The 23,258-nt window shown below is 67.2% G+C and carries 18 protein-coding genes; 11 read left to right on the forward strand and 7 right to left on the reverse strand.

What is annotated here, in order from left to right; translation table 11 throughout:
- The first annotated feature begins 31 nt into the window (after positions 1-31).
- The 9 genes from N8A90_RS16435 (at position 32) to N8A90_RS16475 (ending at position 10,916) form a co-directional block, all read left to right on the forward strand.
- Positions 32-1,558, forward strand: coding sequence for an ABC transporter substrate-binding protein (locus N8A90_RS16435; RefSeq protein WP_262076042.1), 1,527 nt, complete (start codon positions 32-34; stop codon positions 1,556-1,558).
- Between the two features lie 294 nt (positions 1,559-1,852).
- On the forward strand, positions 1,853-3,091 hold the full coding sequence (locus tag N8A90_RS16440) for an aromatic ring-hydroxylating oxygenase subunit alpha (RefSeq protein WP_262076043.1): 1,239 nt from the start codon (positions 1,853-1,855) through the stop codon (positions 3,089-3,091).
- Positions 3,092-3,123: 32 nt separating this feature from the next.
- Positions 3,124-4,200, forward strand: a complete 1,077-nt coding sequence (locus N8A90_RS16445; RefSeq protein WP_262076044.1) for an ABC transporter permease — start codon at positions 3,124-3,126, stop codon at positions 4,198-4,200.
- Positions 4,197-5,078, forward strand: coding sequence for an ABC transporter permease (locus N8A90_RS16450; RefSeq protein ID WP_262076045.1), 882 nt, complete (start codon positions 4,197-4,199; stop codon positions 5,076-5,078). The genes N8A90_RS16445 and N8A90_RS16450 overlap by 4 nt, the downstream gene beginning before the upstream one ends.
- A gap of 4 nt (positions 5,079-5,082) precedes the next feature.
- Positions 5,083-6,987 (forward strand): ABC transporter ATP-binding protein, encoded by a 1,905-nt coding sequence (locus tag N8A90_RS16455; protein ID WP_262076046.1) that lies wholly within the window; start codon positions 5,083-5,085, stop codon positions 6,985-6,987.
- 129 nt (positions 6,988-7,116) lie between these two features.
- On the forward strand, positions 7,117-7,929 hold the full coding sequence (locus N8A90_RS16460; RefSeq protein ID WP_262076047.1) for a TauD/TfdA dioxygenase family protein: 813 nt from the start codon (positions 7,117-7,119) through the stop codon (positions 7,927-7,929).
- 34 nt (positions 7,930-7,963) lie between these two features.
- Entirely contained in the window at positions 7,964-9,487 is a 1,524-nt protein-coding gene (locus N8A90_RS16465) for an ABC transporter substrate-binding protein (RefSeq protein ID WP_262076048.1), read from the forward strand.
- 38 nt (positions 9,488-9,525) lie between these two features.
- Positions 9,526-10,347: a DODA-type extradiol aromatic ring-opening family dioxygenase gene (locus N8A90_RS16470; protein ID WP_262076049.1), complete on the forward strand. Its 822-nt coding sequence runs from the start codon at positions 9,526-9,528 to the stop codon at positions 10,345-10,347.
- A 77-nt stretch (positions 10,348-10,424) separates the two neighbouring features.
- Positions 10,425-10,916 carry a VOC family protein gene (locus N8A90_RS16475; RefSeq protein WP_262076050.1) on the forward strand — a complete coding sequence of 164 codons (492 nt, stop codon included), beginning with the start codon at positions 10,425-10,427 and terminating at the stop codon, positions 10,914-10,916.
- 142 nt (positions 10,917-11,058) lie between these two features.
- Here N8A90_RS16475 and N8A90_RS16480 read toward each other — a convergent pair whose 3' ends face one another.
- The 7 genes from N8A90_RS16480 to N8A90_RS16510 form a co-directional block, all read right to left on the reverse strand.
- Positions 11,059-12,045 (reverse strand): helix-turn-helix transcriptional regulator, encoded by a 987-nt coding sequence (locus tag N8A90_RS16480; protein WP_262076051.1) that lies wholly within the window; start codon positions 12,043-12,045, stop codon positions 11,059-11,061.
- Positions 12,046-12,172: 127 nt separating this feature from the next.
- The gene (locus N8A90_RS16485) at positions 12,173-12,412 is read right to left on the reverse strand and encodes a LysR family transcriptional regulator (protein ID WP_316044023.1); all 240 of its coding nucleotides are present in this window, start codon (positions 12,410-12,412) and stop codon (positions 12,173-12,175) included.
- A gap of 44 nt (positions 12,413-12,456) precedes the next feature.
- Entirely contained in the window at positions 12,457-13,533 is a 1,077-nt protein-coding gene (locus N8A90_RS16490) for an acetamidase/formamidase family protein (protein ID WP_262076052.1), read from the reverse strand.
- A gap of 46 nt (positions 13,534-13,579) precedes the next feature.
- Positions 13,580-14,614: a PDR/VanB family oxidoreductase gene (locus N8A90_RS16495; RefSeq protein WP_262076053.1), complete on the reverse strand. Its 1,035-nt coding sequence runs from the start codon at positions 14,612-14,614 to the stop codon at positions 13,580-13,582.
- 384 nt (positions 14,615-14,998) lie between these two features.
- On the reverse strand, positions 14,999-18,034 hold the full coding sequence (gene uvrA / locus N8A90_RS16500) for an excinuclease ABC subunit UvrA (protein WP_262076054.1): 3,036 nt from the start codon (positions 18,032-18,034) through the stop codon (positions 14,999-15,001).
- A gap of 91 nt (positions 18,035-18,125) precedes the next feature.
- Positions 18,126-19,577 carry a gamma-glutamyltransferase family protein gene (locus N8A90_RS16505; protein ID WP_262076055.1) on the reverse strand — a complete coding sequence of 484 codons (1,452 nt, stop codon included), beginning with the start codon at positions 19,575-19,577 and terminating at the stop codon, positions 18,126-18,128.
- The gene (locus tag N8A90_RS16510; protein WP_262076056.1) at positions 19,574-21,109 is read right to left on the reverse strand and encodes a hypothetical protein; all 1,536 of its coding nucleotides are present in this window, start codon (positions 21,107-21,109) and stop codon (positions 19,574-19,576) included. Before N8A90_RS16510 ends, N8A90_RS16505 begins: the two co-directional genes overlap by 4 nt.
- 300 nt (positions 21,110-21,409) lie before the next feature.
- Here N8A90_RS16510 and N8A90_RS16515 point away from each other — a divergent pair, with 300 nt between their 5' ends.
- Complete coding sequence (locus tag N8A90_RS16515) at positions 21,410-22,441, forward strand: ABC transporter substrate-binding protein (RefSeq protein ID WP_262076057.1); 1,032 nt, start codon at positions 21,410-21,412, stop codon at positions 22,439-22,441.
- Positions 22,441-23,247, forward strand: a complete 807-nt coding sequence (locus N8A90_RS16520) for an ABC transporter ATP-binding protein (RefSeq protein ID WP_262076058.1) — start codon at positions 22,441-22,443, stop codon at positions 23,245-23,247. Before N8A90_RS16515 ends, N8A90_RS16520 begins: the two co-directional genes overlap by 1 nt.
- The last annotated feature ends 11 nt before the right edge of the window (positions 23,248-23,258 follow it).

Consider the following 23,258-nt stretch of genomic DNA (forward strand, 5'->3'; position numbering starts at 1 on the left):
GGAGGTTTTCTCTTTCCGCTGAGGAACCGCCATGATCAATCGCCGCAATTTCACGCAGTCCGTTCCCGTCGGCATCGCTGGCCTGCTGCTCGCGCAATGGGGCATCGACGCCAACGCCGCGACGGAGCAGGTGCGCATCGCCTATCCGATCGACGTGCCGAGCTGGGACCCGAGCAAGAGCGCTGCGCCCAACCCGACCGCGCTCTTCAAGTGCGTGTTCGACCAGCCGCTTGAATACACGCCCGACTCCAAGCTGCAGCCCGGAGTGGTCAAGCACTACGAGTGGCTCGACAAGGAAGGCCTGGTGCTGCAGGTCGACCTGCGCGACGACGTGTTCTTTCACAACGGCGACAAGCTCACGTCGGAAGATTTCAAGTTCACCTTCTTCGACCGTCTGCGCGCCGAAAAGGGGCTGCAGCTGAGCTTCATCTGGGGCGGCATCACCGCCATCGAGACGCCGTCGCCCACGCGCGCGATCATCCGCTTCGGCAAGCCCATGGTCACGGCGCCGCAGTTCCTCGGCTACAGCGCGGCCTTCATCTTGCCCAAGGCCTACTTCGAGAAGGTCGGGCTCGACGGCTTCCTCGCCAAGCCCATCGGTTCGGGGCCGTACAAGCTGGTCGACTACCAGCGCGACTCGAGCATCACGCTCGAGGCCTTCGACCGATACTGGCGCGGCCCGGCGAAGATTCGCAAGATCGTGTTCCAGGTCGTGAAGGACCCGACCACGCGCGTCTCGGCCGTGCAGTCCGGCCAGGTGCAGCTGGCCGCTGCGCTGCCGATGCGCGAGGCGCTGCGCCTGGGTCAGAGCCCGGGCCTGGCCAACAGCCTCACGCCCACGGTCGACACCTATCTCGTGCAGATGGTCAACAGCGGCCCGCTGGTCGACAGGAACGTGCGCCTCGCGATGCACCACGCGATCGACAAGCAGGCCCTCTCCAAGGCCTTCTTCAACAGCATCGCGGCGCCGCTCTCGACCGCAGCGGCGCCGGGCACCCCGGCCTATGCACCCGACTACGCGTTCGCCTTCGACCCGGCCCGCTCGCAGGCGCTGCTGAAGGAGTCCGGGTATGGCCCCGGCAAGCCCGTGCAGTTCCGCTTCTTCGCCACCAACGGCATCTACCCCAACGACTTCGAGATGGCCCGCGCCCTCGTGCAGATGTGGAAGAAGGTCGGCATCGACGCTGCGCTGGAGGTGATCGAGCCGGCCCAGTACTACACCAAGGTGCAGGCCGGCAAGCTCGAGGGCCCGACGCTCTGGTTCTGGACCAACGCCACTGGCGACCCGGAACTGTCTGCCGGCTACTACCTGGACCCGAAGAAAAGCTTCTCGGTCTGGCGTAGCCCGGATGTCTCGACGCAACTCGATCCGCTGCTGGTCGAACTCAACCTGGAGAAACGCATCGAGGGCTACAAGAAGTTTCACGTCTGGGCGGTGGAGCAAGGCTATTCGCTGCCGCTGGTGCAGGGTGTGTCCACCGTGGCCTATGCCAAGGCCGAGGCCGGCTACAAGCCGTTCCGCAACGGGTGGATCCTGCCGTACTACTGGAGCGCTTGAGCACGAAATCGATCTGAACGTGTCGCGGAAGGCCGCGGTTCCGGTGCACGCCGGACCGCGGCCTTTTCACATCCGCGCGCACTGATGGCGCGGTTCTCGCTATGAGATCGGACGTCATGTTTTTGCTGCTTTCGCGTTCGATCTCCCACGGCCCAAGATGGTGCGCCCCCAGGCCATTGGTCGTGCGCCTGATGGCAAGACCCGTGCGGGTGGCGGGTCCTAAGATCGTTTGCACTCAAGGCCTTTTCGGGGAATGAGACTCCCGCGAAAAGAATTCATCTCGAAGGCGCAGCAATGACTTTTTCTCCCACGGACCAATTCTTTGAAGAACTCGACAGCTCGGTCTTGTCCGTTCAAAAAGCGCAGGCACTTCCCCCAGTTTGCTACACGGATCGCAATTTCTACGAATTCGAGAAAGAGGCGGTCTTCAACCACGAATGGCTGTGCGTCGGCCGCGAGTCGTGGGTGACCAAGCCCGGCGATTACTTCACCACGAAGATCATCGGCGAGCCACTCGTCATCGCGCGTAATCGCGCCGGCGAGATCAAGGCGATGTCGTCGGTGTGCCAGCACCGCGCCATGCTGGTGGCCGAGGGCCACGGCAACACCAACGCCTTTCTCTGCCCGTATCACCACTGGGCCTACTCGCTCGACGGCGACCTGATCGGCGCGCCCGCCATGGAGCAGACCCTGGGCTTCGACAAGAAGGCCTTCTGCCTGCCGACGCTGAAGGTCGAGGTCTGGCAGGGCTTCGTCTTCGTGAACTTCGATCCCATGGCCGAGCCGCTGGCACCGCGCCTTGCGGAAGTGACGCAGGCGCTGGCCAACTTCGACCTGGCCCATCTCGACGGCCCGCGGCCCGACAAGCCAGCCCACTTCGCGTGGAACTGGAAGGTCATGTTCGAGAACAACAACGACGGCTACCACGCCAACCGGCTGCACCACGGCCCGCTTCACGACTTCGTGCCGAGCGCGATGGCGAGCTTTCCGGACCTGCCCGAGACCACCGCCGGCTACTACCGCTTCAACGGCACGCTGCACCAGGACGCCAGCTTCAACGCCACGCAGAAGGCCATCCTGCCGGTGTTCCCCAAGCTCAACACCGAAGAGCGCAACCGCATGATGTTCGCCAACATCCCGCCCACGCTGTCGCTGGTGATGATGAGCGACATGGTCATCTACATGATCCTGCGCGCCGACGGCCCCGAGACGCACGAGATGGACACCGGCCTGCTGTTCGCGCCGGGGGCCATGAAGGACCCGCTGTTCCAGCAGCGCATGGCGATGAACATGCACGCGGCCAACGAGATCATCGCGCAGGACCTGCATGTCGATGAGCTAGTGCAGGTGGGCCTGCGTTCGCGCTTCGCCACGCGCGGCCGCTATTCGTGGCAGGAGCAGGCGCAGCGCGAGTTCAACAACTGGCTGGTGCCGCGCTACCAGGCCGCCTGGAAAGCCAGCGGCAAGAAGGCCACACGCATTCCGATTCACCAGGCCGAGGCCCAGGCCGACGCTGTCACCCACGACTGCTGATCGCCCACAGGGCGCGTCACCCACCCATCGCCATGCTCACCTCTCCCGCCCTGTCCACGCCGGCATCGTCCGGCCGCCTGAGCGCCATCGCCGGGCGCAGCCTCGCCGCGATGCCGACCGTGTGGCGCATCCTGTGGCGCGTTCCGATGCTGCTGGCCCTCGCGGCGCTCGTGTTCTTCGTGCTGCGGGTGCTGCCCGCCGACCCGATGGGCATGCTGCTGCCGCCGAGCGCGACGCCGGCCGACGTGAAGGCGCTGACCGAAGCGCTCGGTCTCGACAAGCCGATCCCGGTGCAGTTCGGCATCTGGCTGGGCAATGCGTTGCACGGCGACCTCGGTCGCACGCTGACGTCGGGGTTGCAGGTCACACCGCTCATCCTGAAGGCGCTGCCGACCACGCTACAGCTGATCGCCTGCGGCCTCTTGCTGGGCATGGTGTTCGGCATCGGCGGCGGGCTGCTGGCCTTTCGTTACCGCGGCACGCGCATCGAGCGCGCGGTGGAGGTCGTCAACAGCATCTCGATCTCGGTGCCCGAGTTCCTCTGGGCCATCCTGCTGATCCTCGGCGTGGGCATCGGGCTGAAGCTGCTGCCCTTCCTCGGTCAGCTCGACGCCGGCCTGATGGTGCCGAACGTGACCGGCTTCCTGTTGGTCGACGCAGTGCTGGCCGGCGACTTCGCCGCGCTGTGGAGTGCACTGAAGCACCTGGCTCTGCCTGCCTTCGCACTGTCGCTGGGCATCGCGCCGCCCTTGATGCGCATCCTGCACTCGAGCCTGCTCGATGCCTACACCGAAGACTACGTGTCGGCTGCCCGCCTGCGCGGCCTGAGCGAGAACCGCATCCTGGTGCGCCATGCGCTCAAGAACGCGGCGCTGCCGACCGTCAGCATGCTGGGCATCCAGGCCAGCACGGTGATCGGCGGCACGCTGCTGATCGAGACCATCTTCGGCTTTCCCGGCATCGGCAGTCTGATGGTGAGCGCCATCGGCGCGCACGACCTGCCGATGATCCAGGGCCTGGCGCTGACCTACGCCATCGCCGTCCAGGCGGTGAACATGGTCACCGATGCGGTCCTGCTGCTGCTCAACCCCCGACTGCGCACGCCATGAGCTCTCTTGTACTGTCCGCACCGGCGCCGCTCCGGCGCGTTCTCGGCGAACCCCGCGTCGTCATCGGCACCACGCTGCTGTTGCTGCTGATCGCCCTGGCCATCTTCGCGCCCTGGCTCGCACCGCATGCGCCCAACGAGCAGGACCTGCTCAACACCGTGCTGCCGCCCGCGTGGGCGCCGGGCGGCGACCGCGCCTTTCCGCTGGGAACCGACGCGCTCGGCCAGTGCATCCTCTCGCGCCTGATCTACAGCACGCGCGTCACCGTGATCATCGCGCTCACCGCCCCGCTGGGGGCTGCGATGCTGGGCTGCACGCTGGCGCTCATCGCGGGCTACCGCGGCGGGCGCATCGAGTGGGCCATCCTGCGCATGGTCGACCTGTGGATGTCCTTTCCGGCCATCGTGCTCGCACTGGTGCTGATGGTCGCGCTGTCGCCCGGCCTGCTCAACGTGATCATCGCCATCATCCTGGTCGACTGGACGCGCTTTTGCCGCGTCATCCGTGCCGACGTGGTGGTGCTGCGCCGCAAGGACTACGTGGCCGCGGCGCGCATCACTGGCGCCTCCCACTGGCAGGTGGTGATGAAGGACATCGTGCCCGGCATCCTGCCGACCTTGATCTCGCTGATCAGTCTGGAGATGGGCATCTCGGTGGTCGCGGAAAGCATCCTGTCCTTCGTCGGCATGTCGGTCGAGCCGAACGTGCCGACCTGGGGCGTGATGATCGCCGACGGCCTCAAGAGCGTCTTCAGTTCGCCCTGGGGCCTGATCGCGCCGGTGCTGTGCACCGTGCTCACCGTGCTTGCGACCACCTGCCTGGGCGATGGCCTGCGCCGCACCACCGACCCGCGCCTGTTCAACCGTTCGGGGACCTGACGCCATGAGCCTTGCCCACGCCATCCCCCACGCATCGGCCTTGTCGCCGGTGCCGCCCGTGCAAGTGAAGCCCTCTGGCGCCGTCCTGCTCGAAGCCCGTGGCCTGACCGTCTCCGCGCCCGGCCGGCCCGAGCGCCTGCAGGTGCTGCGCGACGTGAGCTTCACGCTGCGCGCCGGCGCCACGCTCGGCCTGGTCGGCGAATCCGGCGCCGGCAAGAGCATGCTCGGCCGCGTCGTCGCACGCCACCTGCCCGACGGTTTCTCGGTCGATGCCGGCACGCTGCGCTTCGGTGACCACGACCTGCTCGGCATGCCCGCCGACGCGCACCGCGCCCTGCTGGGCTCGCGCATCGCCTTTATCCCGCAGGAGCCGATGACTGCGCTGAACCCGGTGCTCACCATCGGGCAGCAGCTGCAGGAGCATCTGCTGCGCCTGGGCGTCGCCAGGGACGAATGGCGCGAGCGCGCCACCGCGATGCTGGCCGAGGTGCGCATCCACCAGCCGGCGCAGGTGCTCGACAAGTACGCCTTCCAGCTGTCGGGCGGCATGTGCCAGCGCGTGATGATCGCGATGGCCTTCGCCGGCGACCCGCAGCTGGTGGTGTCCGACGAGGCCACCACCGCGCTCGACGCCAGCACGCAGGCGCACATCGTCACGCTGATCCGCGGGCTGCAGGAGCGGCGCGGCACCGGCGTGATCTTCGTGACGCACGACCTCGGCCTGGCCGCGCACGTGTGCGACGAGCTGGTGGTGCTCTATGCCGGCGAGATGGCCGAACGCGGCCCGGCCAAGCGCATCTTCACGCGCTCGCTGCACCCCTACACCCAGGCGCTGCAGCGCGCCAACCCGCACCTCACCGGCCCGCGCCGGCTGCTGTTCTCACTGCCGGGCCAGATGCCGGGCATCAGCGACTTCCCGTCGCTCCAGGGTTGCCGCTTCCAGCCGCGCTGCGCAGTGGCGACCGAGGCCTGCGCCACCGGCGTGCCTGCGATGCGCGAGGTGTTGCCCGGGCACCATGTGCGCTGCGTGCATGGCGCGGCCGCGCCCGAGCCGCTGCTGGCCGCCGATGCCAGCGACGCGACGATCTTCCACGCACCGCGCATGAGCGACGCGCCCTTCCTGCAGCTCGAAGGCCTGTCGAAGGTCTACAGGCCGCGCGGCGGCTGGCTGCACCGCTCAACCGGCGTGCATGCGGTCAAGGATGTCGATCTTTCGATCGCCCCTGGCGAGTTCGTCGGCATCGTGGGCGAAAGCGGCAGCGGCAAGTCGAGTCTCGCCAGGCTGGTGATGGGTCTGGAGACGCCGAGCGAGGGCCGCATCCTGCTCAACGGCAAGGCGCTGGTCGCCAGGGCGCAAGACTGGGAGCGCCGCATCGCGTCGATCCAGATGATCTTCCAGGACGCGCGCTCGGCGCTCAACCCGCGCCGCCGCGTACAGAGCCTGGTCACGCAGTCGATGGAGAGCCGGCCGAACCTGCACAGCGACCGCCAGGCGCGCGCCCGCGAGCTGGTGGCCGACGTCGGCCTCGCTCCCGACATGCTCACGCGATTTCCCTCGCAGATGTCGGGCGGCCAACGTCAGCGGGTGAACATCGGCCGCGCGCTGTGCGACCTGCCGCAGTTGCTGGTGGCCGACGAGATCGTCTCCGGCCTCGACGTCTCGGTGCAGGCGCAGATCCTCAACCTGCTGCTGCGCATCCGCCGCGAACACAAGATCTCGCTCTTGCTCATCTCGCACGACCTCGCGGTGGTGCGCTACCTGTGCAGCCGCGTGCTGGTGATGCACCAGGGCGTCGTCGTGGAAAGCGGCGACACCGAGGCGGTGCTGGCCGACCCGCAGCACGCCTACACGAAGAGCCTGCTGGCGGCGGTGCCGCCACGCGACCTCGGCGTGCGCTGGCCGCTATGACCCGCTCGTGCGCACGAGGCTGCACGGGGTTCTCCGCTGCATCGTTTCCCGCAAGTCGCCATGCGCCGCGAGGCAAGAGACATCGTGCCTCGCCGGCCAAGAATGGATGCATCCAGGAGTGAATTGATCATGCAGTACGAGACGATCCAGGTGGCGCCCTTGACGCTCACCATCGGCGCCGAGATCGGCGGCGTCGACCTCACGCAGCCGCTGCACCCCCAGCAGGTGCACGAGATCCACGAGGCGCTGATGACGCACCAGGTGGTGTTCTTCCGCGACCAGAAGCTGGACTTCGAATCGCACCAGCGCTTCGCGCGCCACTACGGCGATCTGGTGCTGCACACCGGCGGCTTCGGTGTCGAGGGGTACCCGTACGTGGTGCCGATCCATGGCGATGCGAATTCGAAGTCGGTGGCCGGCGAGAGCTGGCATTCGGACCTCAGCTGCAACGAGGAGCCGCCGATGGGCAGCATCCTGCACCTGCACATCGTGCCGCCGGTCGGCGGCGACACCCTTTTCTCGAGCCAGTACGCGGCCTACGAGGCGCTGTCCGAGCGCATGAAGTGCTATCTCGAAGGCCTGACCGCGGTGCACGATGCCGAGCACATCTACCGCAAGTACACCACCGATCCGAACAAGCGCTTTCCGGCGACCGCGCAACCCATCGTGCGCACGCACCCGGTGACGAAGCGCAAGTGCCTGTTCGCCGACGCGCAGTACACGACGCACATCGTGGGCCTGGACAAGCCCGAGAGCGATGCGATCCTGAAGTTCCTGTTCGCGCATTGCCAGAACCCGAACTTCCAGGTGCGCTTCCGCTGGCAGCCGCACTCGGTGGCCTTCTGGGACAACCGCTGCGTCGAGCACCACGCCGTGTGGGACTACTTCCCGCAGACGCGCTCCGGCCATCGCGTGACCATCCAGGGCGACAAGCCCTTCTGATCCCTTCGACCTTCTTCACGGAGCGCTTGCTGCCATGACCCACCGCCGAGATTTCGTCACCAAGCTGCCGCTCGCCCTGTTCGGCGCGTCGATGGCCACCACCTTCGGCACCGGCGCCTTCGCGCAGGACGCGCGCACCGTGACGGTCGCGTTCCCGATGGACATCCTGAGCTGGGATCCGGTGTCGCTCAACCCGACGCAGTCGGCCGTCATCAAGTGCGTGTACGACCAGCCGCTGGAACTCGCGCCCGACCTGAAGTTCGCGCCCAGCGTGGTGTCGGACTTCAAGTGGCTCGACACCACCTGCACGCTGCTGGAGCTGAACTTTCGCGACGGCGTGACCTTCCACAACGGCGACAAGCTCACCTCTGCCGATTTCAAGTTCTCGTTCTTCGACCGGCCGCGTGCGCAGAAGGCGTCGCTGCTGGCTGGCGTGTGGTCGGCCATCGAAGCGATCGACACGCCCACGCCGCTGAAGGCGGTGGTGAAGTTCAGCGCGCCGATGGCGATCGCGCCGGTGATGTTCGCGGACATCCCCGCCTACATCCTGCCCAAGGCCTACTACGAGAAGGTCGGCAAGGACGGCTTCGAGGCCAGGCCCATCGGCTCCGGCCCGTACAAGCTGGTCGAGTACCAGCGCGACCAGCGCATCGTGCTGGAGGCCTACGGGAACTACTGGCGCGGCGCAGCGAAAGTCAAGCGCCTGGTGTTCCAGGTAACCAAGGACCCGACCGCGCGCGCGGCCGCCATGCAGGCCGGCCAGGCCGACCTGACGATGAACATCCCGGTGCGCGAGGCCGAGCGCCTGGGCGCGCTGCCGGGCCTGGCGCCGCACCTGGACGCGACCACCGGCGTGGTGTTCCTGCAGATGGCGAACAAGGGCCTCCTGACCGACAAGAACGTGCGGCTGGCCTGCCACCATGCGATCGACAAGGCGGCCATCTCGAAGGCGCTGTTCGGCGGCCACGCCACGGCCGTCTACATGCCAGCCGGCCCGGGCTTCCCGGCCTATGTGCCCGACTTCAAGATCGCCTTTGACCCCGAGAAGGCCAAGGCGTTGCTGGCGGCCTCGGGCTACAACCCAGCCAACCCGGCGAAGCTGAACTTCTACACGAGCAAGGGTGTGTTCGCGAGCGACTTCGACACCGCGCGGGTCATCGTGCAGATGTGGCAGAAAGTCGGCATCGAGGTCAACCTGCAGGTGCTAGACAGTCCGACGCTCTACGAGTACCAGCGCACGGGCAAGTTCGACGGCCCGGTGCTCAAGCCCTTCAATCCGGCAGCGGGCGATCCGGGCACCTACTCGGGCTACATGCTCGACCCGAAGATGAGCTTCTCGATCTGGAAGGGCGAGGACATCCCGCCGAAGCTCTACCCGCTGATGGGCGAGCCCGATGACGACAAGCGCATCGCAGGCTTCAAGGCCTTCGACATGTGGCAGGTGGAGCAGGGCTATTCGATCCCGCTGTTCCTCGGCCTGAGCACCATCGTCGCGAAGAAGTCGTTGGGCTTCAAGCCGTACAAGAGCGGCATCCTGATTCCATACAGCTGGGCCTGAAGGGCCGCTCACATGAAAACGCTAAAGCGCAGGCAACCATGACCACAGACCTTGCAACCAAGATGCCTACCTTCTTCATTCCCCACGGTGGCGGGCCCTGTTTCTTCATGGACTGGACCGTGATGGGCGGACCTGCCGACACCTGGAACGACCTCGAGGCCTTTCTTCGCGGACTGCAGTCGAGGCTGCCCGGGAAGCCCAAAGGCATTGTGGTGATTTCCGGTCATTGGGAAGAGAAGGCCTTCACCGCTTCCACCGCGGAACAGCCTGAGATGATCTATGACTACACCGGGTTCCCGCCGCATACCTACCAATTGAACTATCCGGCGCCCGGCTCTCCACAACTGGCCCGAAAGGTGGTCGCGTTGCTAACGGCGGCAGGGTTGCCAGCCGCGACTGACCACACGCGTGGGTTCGACCACGGCATCTTCGTGCCGTTCCTGCTGGTCGATCCAGAAGCCAGCATTCCGGTCGTGGCGCTGTCGCTCAAAGAGGATCTCGATCCCGAGGAACATCTCGCCGCGGGCCGGGCGCTGGCGTCGTTGCGCGAGGAAGGAATACTGATCGTCGGATCGGGCATGAGTTACCACGACATGCGCGGCTTCCGTACGCCGGCCGCGCGGGAGCCCTCCGCGATTTTCGACGCCTGGCTGACGAACGCCGTGGCGTCCGATCCGCAGACACGATGGGAATTTCTAACGCGATGGAGCGATGCGCCTGCCGGGCGGAAGTCCCATCCGCGCGAAGAACATCTGCTGCCGTTGATGGTCGCCGCTGGCGCAGCGTACGAGTCCGCGGGTTCCAGGCCGTTCACCGACAACGTGATGATGGCTGACATCTCGGCCTTCCAGTTCGGTTGAGGCTTGAGGCATGCGCGAGCCTCACGCGAGTTTTCAGCTCGCCCACGGCGTACTTCTATTTCTAGAACGAAGAACTGATGACTACACCCAACACGCTGATCTTTGTTGATCTGCCCAGCAATGATCCCTCAGCCGCGGCCCGTTTCTATGCCGAGGTTTTCGGCTGGAGAAACGACGCGCGTCCCGAGGGCGCCTACCACCGGATGGTTCCGGGTGGCAATTTCATGAATCCGGATGGCACCGAGAGTGCCATCGGCAACTTGCACCTCGGCCTCTTCGATGTCGCGAATGCGCGGCCGCATCCAGAACCGGCCGGCGTCGATCCTCGGGTGCTCTGTATCGAAGGCCGCAAGGCGCGTGTCTGGATCCTGATCGGCGACAGCGACACGCCCGATCGCATCTTGTCCGCCGCTGTCGAGCGCGGCGCGACGATCTTGTGGCGCAACCATTACTGGACGACATTCAACGGCTACAACCACGCGTTTCGAGACCCCTGGGGCACCGAGATCATCCTTTGGGGCAAGGCCGGAGAAAAGCCTTCGATTCCGGAAACGTTCACAGCCGAATAATGAATCTGGCGCCGTTGATCAAACGGCGCCCACGGTCCAGACATCTTGAAACCAGCCACGCTCGGCATCCGCTGCGCGTTGTCTCGGACCTTCTATGACAAGCGGCTCGAACCTGAGACGCATGCCTCCTCGTCTGTACCGCTCAGGCGGCGTCGGGCTCCAGAACGTCCGCAACCGTATCAGTGTCCCCCAACTGTGCCTGGCGGTAGGCGCGCGGCGTGGTGCCGAACTCGGCGCGGAAGGTGCGGCTGAAGTGCGCCGGGTCGCTGAAGCCCCAGCGGAAGCAGATGTCGGAGATCGACAGGTGGCGGTGCAACGTGCTCTGCAGGTCGGAGCGGCAGCGCTCCAGCCGGCGCTGGCGCAGGTACTGGCCGAAGCTGTGGCCGGCGGCCTCGAAGAGCTTCTGGATGTAGCGCAGCGACGCGTGCTGCTCGGCGGCGATCTTGCCCACGGTGAGTTCCGGATCGCCCAGCTGGTTCTCGATCGACTGGCAAATGCGCTGGTAGTGCACCAGCCGTGCCGTGCTGCCGAAGGCCTGTACCGCGGTGCTGCCGGCCAGGCTGACCACCACGAACTCGGTCAGTGCAAGCTCGATGGGGCGCAGTTCGGCGGCGTCGAGTTCTTCCATGTTCTCGGCCACCGACGTGAGCATGCCCGCGAAGATGCGATTGATCGCCTTGTGGCCCGACAGTGTGCCGGTGCGCAGCGAGCCCAGGTTGATGAGGCGTGGGTGCAGCATCAGTTGCGGGATCTTGACGTAGAGCATGCGGAAGTCGCTCTTGAGCGTGAGCGTGGAATCGACGCCGGTGGGCCCGTAGATGATGTCGCCTGGCATCAGGTCGATGACCGGCTCGCTCGCTCTGCCGCCGAAGGCGAAGCGACCTTCCATCAGGATCGACAGCCACACCGAGAAGGGCTGATCGGCCGAGCGTCCCGAGATGGTCTGCGGCGACGCGCTCATGCGGGCGAACTCGATGCCCTGCGGCGACACCAGGCTGGCCACATCGCCGTGCACGCCGGCGTCCGGCTGGTCGACGGTGGGCAGGTGCAGGCGCGAGAGGGCCTGCTGCCACACGCGGGGGCGCTCGCCCTGGATGTAGGCGTTGGTCGAGAAATTCCATGCGTTCACGATGAACCTCCGGTGGCTGGTTCTGAAAAGGTGCGGCGCACCTCGTCTTCGACTTGCGTCAAGGAACAGAGCAATTTCCCGGCCACCCGGGGCGCGAATTCGCGAAATGGCAAGAGTTCGTGCGCTTTCAGCCGATCCGGCGGCGCACGGCTGTGCACAAAGAGAGATGACGCACCGCAAACCCCGGATGGCGTGCCAGCAACTGCGGCCAGAGCGGCGCCAGGTGCTGCGTGCTGCGCTGGAACAGCCGCGCGCCCAGGCGCTGTTCCAGCTCGATCACGCTGCGCGAGACGGCCGTCTTCGACACGCCGATGGCGTGCCGGCCGCGCGCACGAAGCTGCCCGATGCCGCGACCGAGACGGAGCATTCGATCTCGCGCAGCCTGTTGCTCACAGCGTGGGCGCGTTCAGCTCAGAAGCCCTTGGGCGGGAAGATGTCGCGCGGGATGCGCACGTGCGCGCCCTGCGTGGCGTCGACCACCTGCGTCACGCCGAAGTCGGCCGCCACGCTCATCAGCGAATAGCTGTCGTTGCGCGACAGGCCGTGGTGCTCGTTGAGCAGCTTGAGCATGTCGAGCGCGGCGTTGCGCGTGGCCACGTTCAGGTCGGGGTCGAAGCCGTGCACGATGAAGGAGTCGTCGGTCTCCAGCAGTGGCGAGGGGAAGAAGAAGTCCTTGCGCAGGATGATCTGCATCGTCACGTTGAGCGAGCTCTCGATGGCGGTTCCGCTGATCTCGCCGTCGCCCTGCGACACGTGCGGGTCGCCGATTGAGAACAGCGCGCCGTCGACCTGCACCGGGTAGTACATGGTCGCGCCGGCGCCGATGCGCCAGTTGTCGATGTTGCCGCCGTGCAGGCCCGGCGGGATGGTGCTGACGCGGCCGTGCACGTTGGGTGCCACGCCCGCCGTGCCCAGGTGGGGGCGCACCGGCACGCGCACGCCCTTGAGCGCCTCCTGCCGGTCGCACACCGGGCATTCGGTGACGGTGCCCGGCACTAGGTACTTGCCGGGAAAGTCATAGGCATACATCGCGCGCGCGTTGTTCGAGTTCGGGTCCAGTTCGTAGATGGTCACGCGCTCCTTCTCGTCGAACTCCTTGTATAGGTAGCCCCAGTTGGCCGCGAGGTTGGAGCCGTAGTTGTTGCGCGGCGTCATGCGGTGGTAGCGCACCTCCAGCATGTCGCCCGGCTTGGCGCCCTCGACGAAGATCGGCCCCGTCATGATGTGCACGCCGGGGTTGCGGTCCTCCTCGGGGATCTCCTTGAAGATCTTCCACACCGCGTCGTCCATCATTAGCTCGGGTGCGTCGCCCGCGTGGTGCGTGATGGCCTCGGCGTAGATCAGGTCGCCGCTCTTCACCGTCAGGGCCGGCGCCTGGGCTGGGTCGAAGTAACCCCAGTGCACGTTCTGCGGCGTGGCGCGCAGCGTGTGCAGGGCGGTGGGTTCGACGTGGGCACGGCGTTGGTTGTGTTCGCAAATCAGGGCCATCGGGATGCTCGTGATGTGTTGAAAATCAAGGAGGGGTTTCGCGCTCTCAGAGGTCGAGCACCAAAAGCGGTGTCTTCGAGCGCGAGCAGCAGGGCGTGAATTCGGTGTTCGCCGCCTGCTCCTCCGGGCTAAGCAGCAGGTCGCGGTGGTCGGGCACGCCGGCCAGCACCCGGGTGCGGCAACTGCCGCAGACACCGACCTCGCACGACATCGGGATGTGCACGCCGACCGCGGCCAGTGCGTGCACGATGCTCTGGTCCGCCGCGATCGGAATGCGCCTGCCGGTAGAGGCGACCTCGACCTCGAAGGCCTCGCAGGCCTTGCTGTCGGCGGCGGCGGGCGGCTGAGCGGCTGGTGCGCCGAAGCGCTCGAAATGGATGTGGTCGCCGACCCAGCCTTGCGCGCGCGCGATGCGGTCGGCCGCATCGATCATCCCGCCCGGCCCGCACACGTAGAGGTGCCGTCCGGGCATGCCGCTGCCCAGCAGCGTCGGCAGGTCGATCGGCGCCACGCCCCGGCCGTCGTCGGCGTACAGGTGTACGCGGTGACCGAACACGCCCGAGCGCAGCAGCGGCAGGAAGGCCATGTGCTCCAGCGAGCGACCGCTGAAGTGCAGTTCGAAGTCGAGCCCCGCAGCCGTCAGTTCCAGCGCCATGCACAGCAGGGGCGTCACGCCGATGCCGCCGGCCAGCAACAGCGGCGGCTGCGCGGCGGACCACTGCAGCGCGAAGTGGTTGAAGGGTCCGCGCACCTCCAGCGTGTCGCCGGGGCCGAACGTGTCGCACAGCAGCACCGAGCCACCGCGCCCGGCCGTCTCGCGCTGCACCGCGATGCGGTAGTGCGCGCGGTCTTCGGGCGAACTGCATAGCGAGTAGTGGCGGATCAGCCCGCCGACCTTCACTTCGAGGTGTGCACCGGCCGTGAAGTCCGGCAGCGTCGCGCCATCGGCCAGCGCCAAGTCAAAAACGACGATGTCACGTGTCTCGTGGCGCCGGCCCATCACCTGCAGTGCAAACCATTGGCTCGGATCGATCAGGGATCCGGGCGCGGCGGAGCGCTGGACGTGGGGCGCTAAAGACATGTGGCGAAGGGGCTGGAAGGTCGCTTGGATCACGGTGAGGTGATCCTAGGGGGGGAGGCTTCGCGCCATCTTGCGCGTGGGTGCACCACGTCTTGATGCCCCACTTATTTGCTGCCGGCCTCAACGAAGTCCGGCGCCCAGCAAGTACACGAAGCCCAGCAGCCCCAGGCTGCTCGCAACTCGCGGTGCGTGACATGCGCATCGAATCCGAGACCGGCGACGATGCAGCCTGGGCAATCCGATCAAGTTCGCGACCGAGCCCGATCGCGTGATACTCGATGCTCCGGCGTTGGAGCAGCACACGCGCAAGGCACTGACCGATGCGGGTTGCTCAGTCGAGCAGGTGGCGCGGCTGACGCCCTGACTGCGCAGACGCCCGCGTCTTCATGACAGCAAGCGCTTGAGGTAGCGCCCGGTATGACTCGCCTCGTTCGCCGCGATGTCTTCCGGCGTGCCTTCGCCCACCACCATGCCGCCGCCGGCACCGCCCTCCGGCCCCATGTCGATCAGCCAGTCGGCCGTCTTGATGACGTCGAGGTTGTGCTCGATCACGACGATGGTGTTGCCCGCGTCGCGCAGCTGGTGCAGCACTTTCAGCAGCAGCTCGATGTCGGCGAAGTGCAGGCCGGTGGTCGGCTCGTCGAGGATGTAGAGCGTGCGGCCGGTGTCGCGCTTGCTCAGCTCCAGCGCGAGCTTCACGCGCTGCGCCTCGCCGCCCGAGAGCGTCGTCGCGGCCTGGCCGAGCTTGATGTAGGAGAGGCCCACGTCGAGCAGCGTGTGCAGTTTGCGCTCGATTGTCGGCACCGCCTTCAGGAATTCGTGCGCGGCCTCGACCGTCATCTCGAGGATCTGCGCGATGTTCTTGCCCTTGTACTGGACCTCGAGCGTCTCGCGGTTGTAGCGCTGGCCGTGGCAGACTTCGCAGGGCACGTACACGTCGGGCAGGAAGTGCATCTCGACCTTCACCACGCCGTCGCCCTGGCAGGCCTCGCAGCGGCCGCCGGCCACGTTGAAGCTGAAGCGCCCCGGCCCGTAGCCGCGCTCGCGCGCGGTGTTGGTCTCGGCCATCAGCTCGCGGATGGGTGTGAACAGGCCGGTGTAGGTGGCGGGGTTGCTGCGCGGGGTGCGGCCGATGGGGCTCTGGTCGACGTTGATGACCTTGTCGAAGTACTCGATGCCTTCGATGGCCTCGTGCTCGGCGGGCTCGTCGTGTGCGCGGTAGAGCGTGCGTGCGACCGCGCTGTAGAGCGTGTCGTTCACCAGCGTCGACTTGCCCGAGCCCGACACGCCGGTCACGCAGGTCAAGAGGCCGACCGGGAACGCGACGCTCACGTTCTTCAGGTTGTTGCCGCTCGCGCCGACCACGCGGATTTCCTGCAGGTCGGTCTGCGTGGCCAGGTGCGCGGCTTCGCGCGCGGCGCGGCGTTCGGCCGCCGGGCTCTGCGGAAAGCGCGAGGCCTTCTTGCCTTCGTTGAAGGCCGGCTTGGCCACCACCGGCAGCCACGCGGTGCGGTGCTTCGGCACCTCGATCTTCTTCACGCCCGAGAGGTACTGGCCGGTGAGCGAGTTCGGGTTGGCCTTGACCTCTTCGTAGGTGCCCTCGGCCATCACGCGGCCGCCATGCACGCCGGCGCCGGGGCCCATGTCGATCACGTGGTCGGCGGCGGCGATCATGTCTTCGTCGTGCTCGACCACGATCACGCTGTTGCCGATGTTGCGCAGGTGCTTGAGCGTGCCGATGAGCCGGTCGTTGTCGCGCTGGTGCAGGCCGATGCTCGGCTCGTCGAGCACGTACATCACGCCGGTCAGGCCTGAGCCGATCTGCGAGGCGAGCCGGATGCGCTGCGATTCGCCGCCCGACAGCGTCTCGGCGCTGCGGTCGAGGCTCAGGTAGTTCAGGCCCACGTCGTTGAGGAACTGCAGCCGCAGGCCGATCTCGCGCACCACCTTGTCGGCGATGTCGGCCTTGGCGCCGCGCAGCTTGAGGGTCTTGAAGTAGGCGAGGCTGTCGCGCAGCGTGAGGTGGCTCACTTCGTAGATCGCCTTGCGCTCGGGCATGCTGCCGTCCGCTTGCACCGTCTCGTCCACCAGGAACACGTTGCGCACCTCGATGCGCAGCCGCGAGCCGCCGCAGTCGGGGCAGGGCTGCAGGTTGCGGTAGCGCGCCAGGTCTTCGCGGACCAGCGTGGAGTCGGTCTCGCGGTAGCGCCGCGCCATGTTCGGGATGATCCCCTCGAAGGGATGCTTCTTCGTCAGCTTCTTGCCGGCCGAGGCGCCGGACTCCATCGTGTAGCTGAACTTGATCTCTTCCTCGCCGGAGCCCTGCAGCAGCGCGTGCTGCACTTCGGGCGCGAGCGACTCGAAGGGCGCGTCGACGTCGAACTTGTAGTGCCTGGCCAGGCACTCGACCATGCTGAAGTAGTAGCCGTTTCGGCGGTCCCAGCCCTTGATCGCGCCGCTGGCGAGCGACAGCGACGGGAAGGCGACCACACGGGCCGGGTCGAAGAATTCGCGGTGGCCCAGGCCGTCGCAGCTCGGGCAGGCACCGACCGGCGAGTTGAAGGAGAAGAGGCGCGGCTCCAGCTCGGCCAGCGAGTAGTGGCAGATCGGGCAGGCGAACTTGGCGTTGAAGAGATGTTCCTTGCCGCTCGCGCCCTCGTCGCCCATCTCCATCGCGATGGCGCGGCCATCGGCCAGGCGCAGCGCGGCCTCGAAGCTCTCGGCCAGGCGCTGCTGCATGTCGGGGCGCGCGCGCAGCCGGTCGATCACCACGTCGATGTCGTGCTTCTCGGTCTTCTTGAGCTTGGGCAGGTCGTTGTATTCGTAGGTCTGCCCGTCGACGCGGAAGCGCACGTAGCCGGCCGCCTGCATCTCGGCGAAGAGTTCGAGGAACTCGCCCTTCTTCTCGCGCGCCACCGGCGCCAGGATCATCAGGCGCGGTTCATCGGGAATCGCCAGGGTCGCATCCACCATCTGCGACACCGTCTGCGCCTGCAGCGGCAGCTGGTGCTCGGGGCAGAAGGGCGTGCCGGCGCGGGCATACAGCAGGCGCAAGTAGTCGTGGATCTCGGTGACGGTGCCCACGGTCGAACGCGGGTTGTGGCTGGTCGCCTTCTGCTCGATGCTGATCGCGGGCGACAGGCCCTCGATCACGTCGACGTCGGGCTTGTCCATCAGCTGCAGGAACTGCCGCGCATAGGCCGACAGGCTCTCGACGTAGCGGCGCTGGCCTTCGGCGTAGAGCGTGTCGAAGGCCAGGCTCGACTTGCCCGAGCCCGACAGGCCGGTGATCACCACCAGCTTGTTGCGCGGAATGTCGAGGTCGACGTTCTTCAGGTTGTGCGTGCGCGCGCCGCGGATGCTGATGCGCTGCTGCGCGAGCACGGCGCCGAGGTAGACGTCATCGGGGGGCGAATTCACTGGGGGCGGTCCGTTCGGGGCAACCGAGCATGATAGTGCCCGGGCGGATTTCGGGCGGTGGCGCGCGGCCGCGCCCGCATGCTGCGGTCGTCTATTCGCTGCGGGCCAGGCCGTCCTTGCGCTTGTCCGACGCCCCGATCAGGCCGCCGTCGACGTCGCGCATCACCCACTGGGCGCCACCGAAATCGCTGCGGCCGCCCAGTTCGCCGGAACCGACGGGGTCCGTGTAGCCTGCGGCGCGCAGGGCCTCGACGACGGGCGAGGGCATGCCGGCCTCGATGGCGAGCGCGGTGTCGGACTCGAGCCGCCAGCGCGGCGCGTCCAGAGCGGCCTGCGGTGCCTCGCCCCACGCCGCGATGCGCAGCAGCAGCTGCACCTGGCCCTGCGGCTGCATGGCGCCGCCGACCACGCCGAAGGCGGCGTAGAAGCGCCCGTCCTTCAGGGCCGCGCCGGGCACCACGGTGTGGTACGGGCGCTTGCCCGGGGCCGGGCCGTTGATGTGCCCGGGCGCCGAGAAGCCGAAGCCTCTGTTCTGCAGCACGAAGCCGCAACCCGGGACGGCAATGCCCGAGCCGAAGCGCTTGAAGATGCTGCTCATCAGCGAGATGGCCAGGCCGTCGGCATCGACGACCACGGTGCAGACCGTGTTGCCGGCCGGGTCGGCCACGGTCTCCTTGGCGCGGCGCATGGCCGCGCCCATGGCGCCGACGGCCTGCACGAAGACCTGCGGGTCGCTCGCCGCGAGGGGCAGGCCGTCGAGGCGGGCCAGCGCATCCAGCACCGCCATGCCGTGCGTGTTGGGTGGGCAGGCCAGCACCTGCAGATCGCGAAAACCCTGCGACAGCGGTTCGCAGAAGTTGCCGCGGTGCGCGACGAAGTCCGCGGCGTCCAGCACGCCCCCCATGCCTTGCACCGCAGCGGCTGCGGCCTGCGCGGGCATGCCGCGGTAGAAGGCGTCGGGGCCTTCGCGGGCGATCGCGGCCAGCACATCGGACAGCGCCGGGTTGGCAAAACGTTCGCCCGCCTTCGGCACGCCGCCGGCACGGTAGAGGGCGGCGCATGCCGGGTCTTGCCGCAACACCGGCTCGAACAGCGCCCATTCGCGCGCGGCGACCGGTGCCACGGCGAAGCCGTTGCGGGCCACCTGCATGGCGGGCATCAGGAGGTGTGCCCAGTCGAGGCGGCCGTGCGCGCGGTGCAGATCCCACCAGCCCTGCACGGCACCGGGCGTGGTGACCGACAGGGGATGGCGCTGGGGGATGCGCCCTTCGGGCAGCGTGTCGAGCAGTCCGGGGTGGAAGGCGGCCGGGGCGCGGCCCGTGCCGTTGTAGCTCTCTGCACCACCCTCGGGCCGCACCAGCATGGCGAGCAGGTCGCCGCCGATGCCGGTGGCCATCGGCTCGACGACGCCGAGCACGGCGTCGGCCGCGATGGCCGCGTCGACCGCGCTGCCGCCGCTGCGCAGCATGCGGTGCGCGGCGTCGGCCGCCAGCGGGTGGCCGGTGGCGACCATGCAGCGCGCGCCGCGGACCCCGTCGGTCACGACCAGAGCACCACCGCGCACAGCGTGGCCACGACGAGGCCGGTGACCACCGGGAACAGCAGCGCCCGCACCGCGGCCAGCACCGGGACCCGCGCAAAGCCGGCCACGGCGATGAGCGACGACCAGGCGATCAGCGTGCCGCCGCCGGTCCACACCGCGCCCATCTGCCCGACGGCGGCCAGCGTGGCGGGATCCATGCCGGCGGCCGGCGCCAGCGCGCCGGAGAGCGTGCCGGTGAGCGGAAGGCCTGCGAAGCCCGAGCCGTCGATGCCGGTGATCATGCCGACGATCAGCACGCCGAAGGCGACGAAGGCATGGTTGTGGGGAATCAGGTGCTGGGCGCTCTGGATCAGTTCGAACAGGAGGTGGGGTGGCTTCACGTCGGCGGCCATGCCGAGGATCGGGCCGGCCGTTTCGCCCGCGCCGATGAAGAAGAAGCCGGCGATCGGCAGCACCGAGCCCATGGCCTTGAAGGCGAAGACGAAGCCGTCCGTGATGTGGTCGGCGCTGACGTCGAGCATCTGGCGCGGGCCTTCGGCCGCCAGTGTGGCCAGGATCATCAGCATGGCGGCCATGCCGCCGACCAGCGTTGCAGCGGCGCCGCCCTTGAGTTCAGGGAGCGAGGGCATGAACTTGGGCAGCACCATGGTGGCGATGACCGCCAGGAAGGCGAGCGGGGTGAGCACGGCGAAGACCTTGGACCACAGGGCGCGGCGGACGTCGACGGTCGTCAGCGTCTTCTCGATCTGCGCCTCGCTGAGGAAGGGGGCGTCACGGCTGGTGCCGCGCGCAATCTCTGCCTTGTCGAAGGTACCTGCAGCCTCGAGGGCGACGGTCTCGCCATTGGCGGTCTGTGCCTGCCACTTCACCAGCAGCGCGTTGCTCGCCGGCAGGATCTGGCGGCGCAGCGTGAAATAGGCGATGAGCAATGCGATGACGCCGGTGATGAGCGAAAGCACCAGGGCGCGGTCGGCCACCACGATGGCCGAGGCGCCGGCCGCGCGAGCGCTGATGCCTGGTGCGACGCCGATCACGTAGTCCGACGACAGCGCCATGCCCTGGCCGGCAATGGCGATCGCGACAGCCCCGGCCAGTGGCGGCAGCCCGGCAGCGATGGCCGCCGGCAGCAGCACGGCCGACACCAGCGGGATGGCGGGGGTGGGCCAGAAGAACAGCGAGATCACATACGTGATGCCGGCGAGAACGAAGTAGGCGATGTGGCCGTTCTTCATGATCGCCCGGAACGGCTCCACCATGCGAATGTCGGACTGCAGTGTCTTCAGTGCATTCAGCAGCGCGGTCATCAGCGCGATGACCAGAAAGATGTTGAACAGTTCTTTCGCGGCGACGAAGCTCGCATTGAAGATGCTGCCGAGCGCGGCGATGGGGCTGTGCGTCCACGCCAGGGCCACGCAGAAGGTGGCGATGATGGACGGCACGACGACATTGGCGCGGAAGATCATCGTCAGGACGATGGCACCGACGCCCAGCAGGTAGACCCAGTGGGCAGCGGTGATGGTGATGGAATCCATGGGAAGGACCTCGTGAGGGGTGGATTGTTCTGTAGAAAACGGCAACTCAAACGGTATACAGTATTCCAAGTACGCAAAAAACAGGCCACGGGGTAAACACGGTGGAGCCCGTCCGGCGTGCGTCGCGATGGTGCAAATTCCCCCCATGGGGACGCTCTATCAGAGGGAATATTTGGTGGACAGGCGCCCTTTCAGTGCGTCGGACGGCGCGCCGGGCGGGTTTCGTGCTGCAGCGCAAGGTTGCTTTCTGGCTCGCGTTTTGCATACTGTATTGACTAATTCAACTGAGGAGTCATCGCCATGTCCCTGTTTCTGCGCCGTCCGTCGGCCCTCGCCCGCCTCATGCCCGCCCTTGCGGTGGTGGCCGGCCTGCTCGCTTGCGTGGGCGGAGCCGCGGCCCAGCCGGCCAAGCCGCTCGTCAAGGTGCGTTACGAGGAGGTCATCCGCTCGGTGTTGTACGTGCCGATGTACGTCGCCCTCGACCAGGGCTATTTCAGGGACGCCGGCCTGGACGTGGGCATGAAGACATCGCAGGGCACCGACAAAGGCATGGCCGCCCTGCTTTCGGGCAGTGCCGACATCGTGCTGATCGGGCCGGAGGCCTCCATCTATGTGGCCAACAGCGAATCCCCCACCAAGCCGAAGATCTTCGCCGGATTGACCGCCACCGACGGCTTCCTGCTGATGGCGCGCAAGCCGGTCACCGGCCCGTTCGACTGGAACCAGCTCAAGGGGAAATCGGTCATGGCCTTCCGCCCGGGCTCCAACCCGGACGTCTTTCTCGAGGCCGCTCTGCGCAAGCACGGCCTGGACCCGAAGAAGGACTTGAAGCTGGTCAACAACATCGGCCCGGCTGCGCGCACCGGCGCCTGGATGGCCGGCCAGAACGACTACGCCATCTTCCTCGAGCCGGAGGCCGGCAACCTGGAGAAGGACGGCAACGGTTACGTGATGGCATCGATCGGCAGCGAGGTCGGCCCCGTCGACTACACGGTGTTCACCACCACCGACACCTTCATGCAGAAGAGCCCCGAGGTGCTGCAGGCCTGGACGAACGCGGTGGCGCGCGCACAGAAGTACGTGCAGTCCGCGCCGGCGGCCGACCTGGCCCGGCAGATCGCGGCGTACTTCCCCGGCATGTCGCAGCCCGAGCTGGTGAAGGCCATTGACCGCTACCGCGGCTACAAGCTGTGGAAGACCTCGCCGCTGGTGGAGAAGGCGGCCGTCGAGCAACTGCAGGACATGCTCACGGCCAGCGGGGTGCTCGAAAGCGCCAAGCGCGTGAAGTACGAGCAGGTCGTGGTGACCGACTTCGCCACCAAGGCCAAGTGATGGCGGCGGCAGGCATTCCGGCGCCTGGGCGCCCGCGCATCGACGTGCGCAACGTGTCGCTGCGCTACTTCACGCTGCAGGGCGAGACGCAGGCGCTCGACGACATCTCGCTGGCCGTGGCACCGGGCGAGTTCGTCAGCATCATCGGCCAGTCGGGCTGCGGCAAGAGCACGCTGCTGTCGATCATCGCGGGCATCCTCGATCCGTCGAGCGGCAGCGTGGCGGTCGACGGCAGGCCGGTGACGGGGCCATCGCCCAGCATCGGCTACATGCTGCAGCAGGACTATCTCTATGAGTGGCGCAGCATCCTCGACAACGCGCTGCTCGGCGCGCAGATCCAGAAGCGCAACATGCGCGAGGCGCGCGAGCGCGCCATCCACCTGCTGCACAAGTGCGGCATGGGTGATTTCCTGCACCACTACCCGCGCCAGCTGTCCGGCGGCATGCGCCAGCGCGTGGCCCTGGCGCGCACGCTGGTGACCAACCCCGACGTGGTGCTGCTCGACGAGCCCTTCTCCGCGCTCGACTCGCAGACGCGCCTGGCGATCGCCGACGAGGTGGTCGAGGTGCTGCGCAGCGAAGGCAAGTCGGTGGTGCTGGTGACGCACGACATCGGCGAGGCGATCGCCATGACCGACCGCGTGGTGGTGCTGTCGCGCCGCCCGGGGCGCATCAAGTCGGAGCACCTCATGCAGTTCCCCAGCCATGGCAAGCGGCCCACGCCCTTCGAAGCACGTGGCCTTCCCGAATTCAACACCTACTTCAGCACGCTCTGGGACGAACTCGACGTCCACGTCGAAGGCTGAAACGCAAGCGC

This window comes from Variovorax sp. N23, from assembly GCF_025486315.1.
Lineage (GTDB): Bacteria > Pseudomonadota > Gammaproteobacteria > Burkholderiales > Burkholderiaceae_C > Variovorax.

What these genes read in the sequence shown, in the direction of transcription:
- N8A90_RS16435 (WP_262076042.1), top strand. Translation starts at nt 32, where the DNA reads ATGATCAATCGCCGCAATTTCACGCAGTCCGTTCCCGTCGGCATCGCT.
- N8A90_RS16440 (WP_262076043.1), top strand. Translation starts at nt 1,853, where the DNA reads ATGACTTTTTCTCCCACGGACCAATTCTTTGAAGAACTCGACAGCTCG.
- N8A90_RS16445 (WP_262076044.1), top strand. Translation starts at nt 3,124, where the DNA reads ATGCTCACCTCTCCCGCCCTGTCCACGCCGGCATCGTCCGGCCGCCTG.
- N8A90_RS16450 (WP_262076045.1), top strand. Translation starts at nt 4,197, where the DNA reads ATGAGCTCTCTTGTACTGTCCGCACCGGCGCCGCTCCGGCGCGTTCTC.
- N8A90_RS16455 (WP_262076046.1), top strand. Translation starts at nt 5,083, where the DNA reads ATGAGCCTTGCCCACGCCATCCCCCACGCATCGGCCTTGTCGCCGGTG.
- N8A90_RS16460 (WP_262076047.1), top strand. Translation starts at nt 7,117, where the DNA reads ATGCAGTACGAGACGATCCAGGTGGCGCCCTTGACGCTCACCATCGGC.
- N8A90_RS16465 (WP_262076048.1), top strand. Translation starts at nt 7,964, where the DNA reads ATGACCCACCGCCGAGATTTCGTCACCAAGCTGCCGCTCGCCCTGTTC.
- N8A90_RS16470 (WP_262076049.1), top strand. Translation starts at nt 9,526, where the DNA reads ATGACCACAGACCTTGCAACCAAGATGCCTACCTTCTTCATTCCCCAC.
- N8A90_RS16475 (WP_262076050.1), top strand. Translation starts at nt 10,425, where the DNA reads ATGACTACACCCAACACGCTGATCTTTGTTGATCTGCCCAGCAATGAT.
- N8A90_RS16485 (WP_316044023.1), bottom strand. Translation starts at nt 12,412, where the DNA reads ATGCTCCGTCTCGGTCGCGGCATCGGGCAGCTTCGTGCGCGCGGCCGG.
- N8A90_RS16490 (WP_262076052.1), bottom strand. Translation starts at nt 13,533, where the DNA reads ATGGCCCTGATTTGCGAACACAACCAACGCCGTGCCCACGTCGAACCC.
- N8A90_RS16495 (WP_262076053.1), bottom strand. Translation starts at nt 14,614, where the DNA reads ATGTCTTTAGCGCCCCACGTCCAGCGCTCCGCCGCGCCCGGATCCCTG.
- N8A90_RS16510 (WP_262076056.1), bottom strand. Translation starts at nt 21,109, where the DNA reads ATGGATTCCATCACCATCACCGCTGCCCACTGGGTCTACCTGCTGGGC.
- N8A90_RS16515 (WP_262076057.1), top strand. Translation starts at nt 21,410, where the DNA reads ATGTCCCTGTTTCTGCGCCGTCCGTCGGCCCTCGCCCGCCTCATGCCC.
- N8A90_RS16520 (WP_262076058.1), top strand. Translation starts at nt 22,441, where the DNA reads ATGGCGGCGGCAGGCATTCCGGCGCCTGGGCGCCCGCGCATCGACGTG.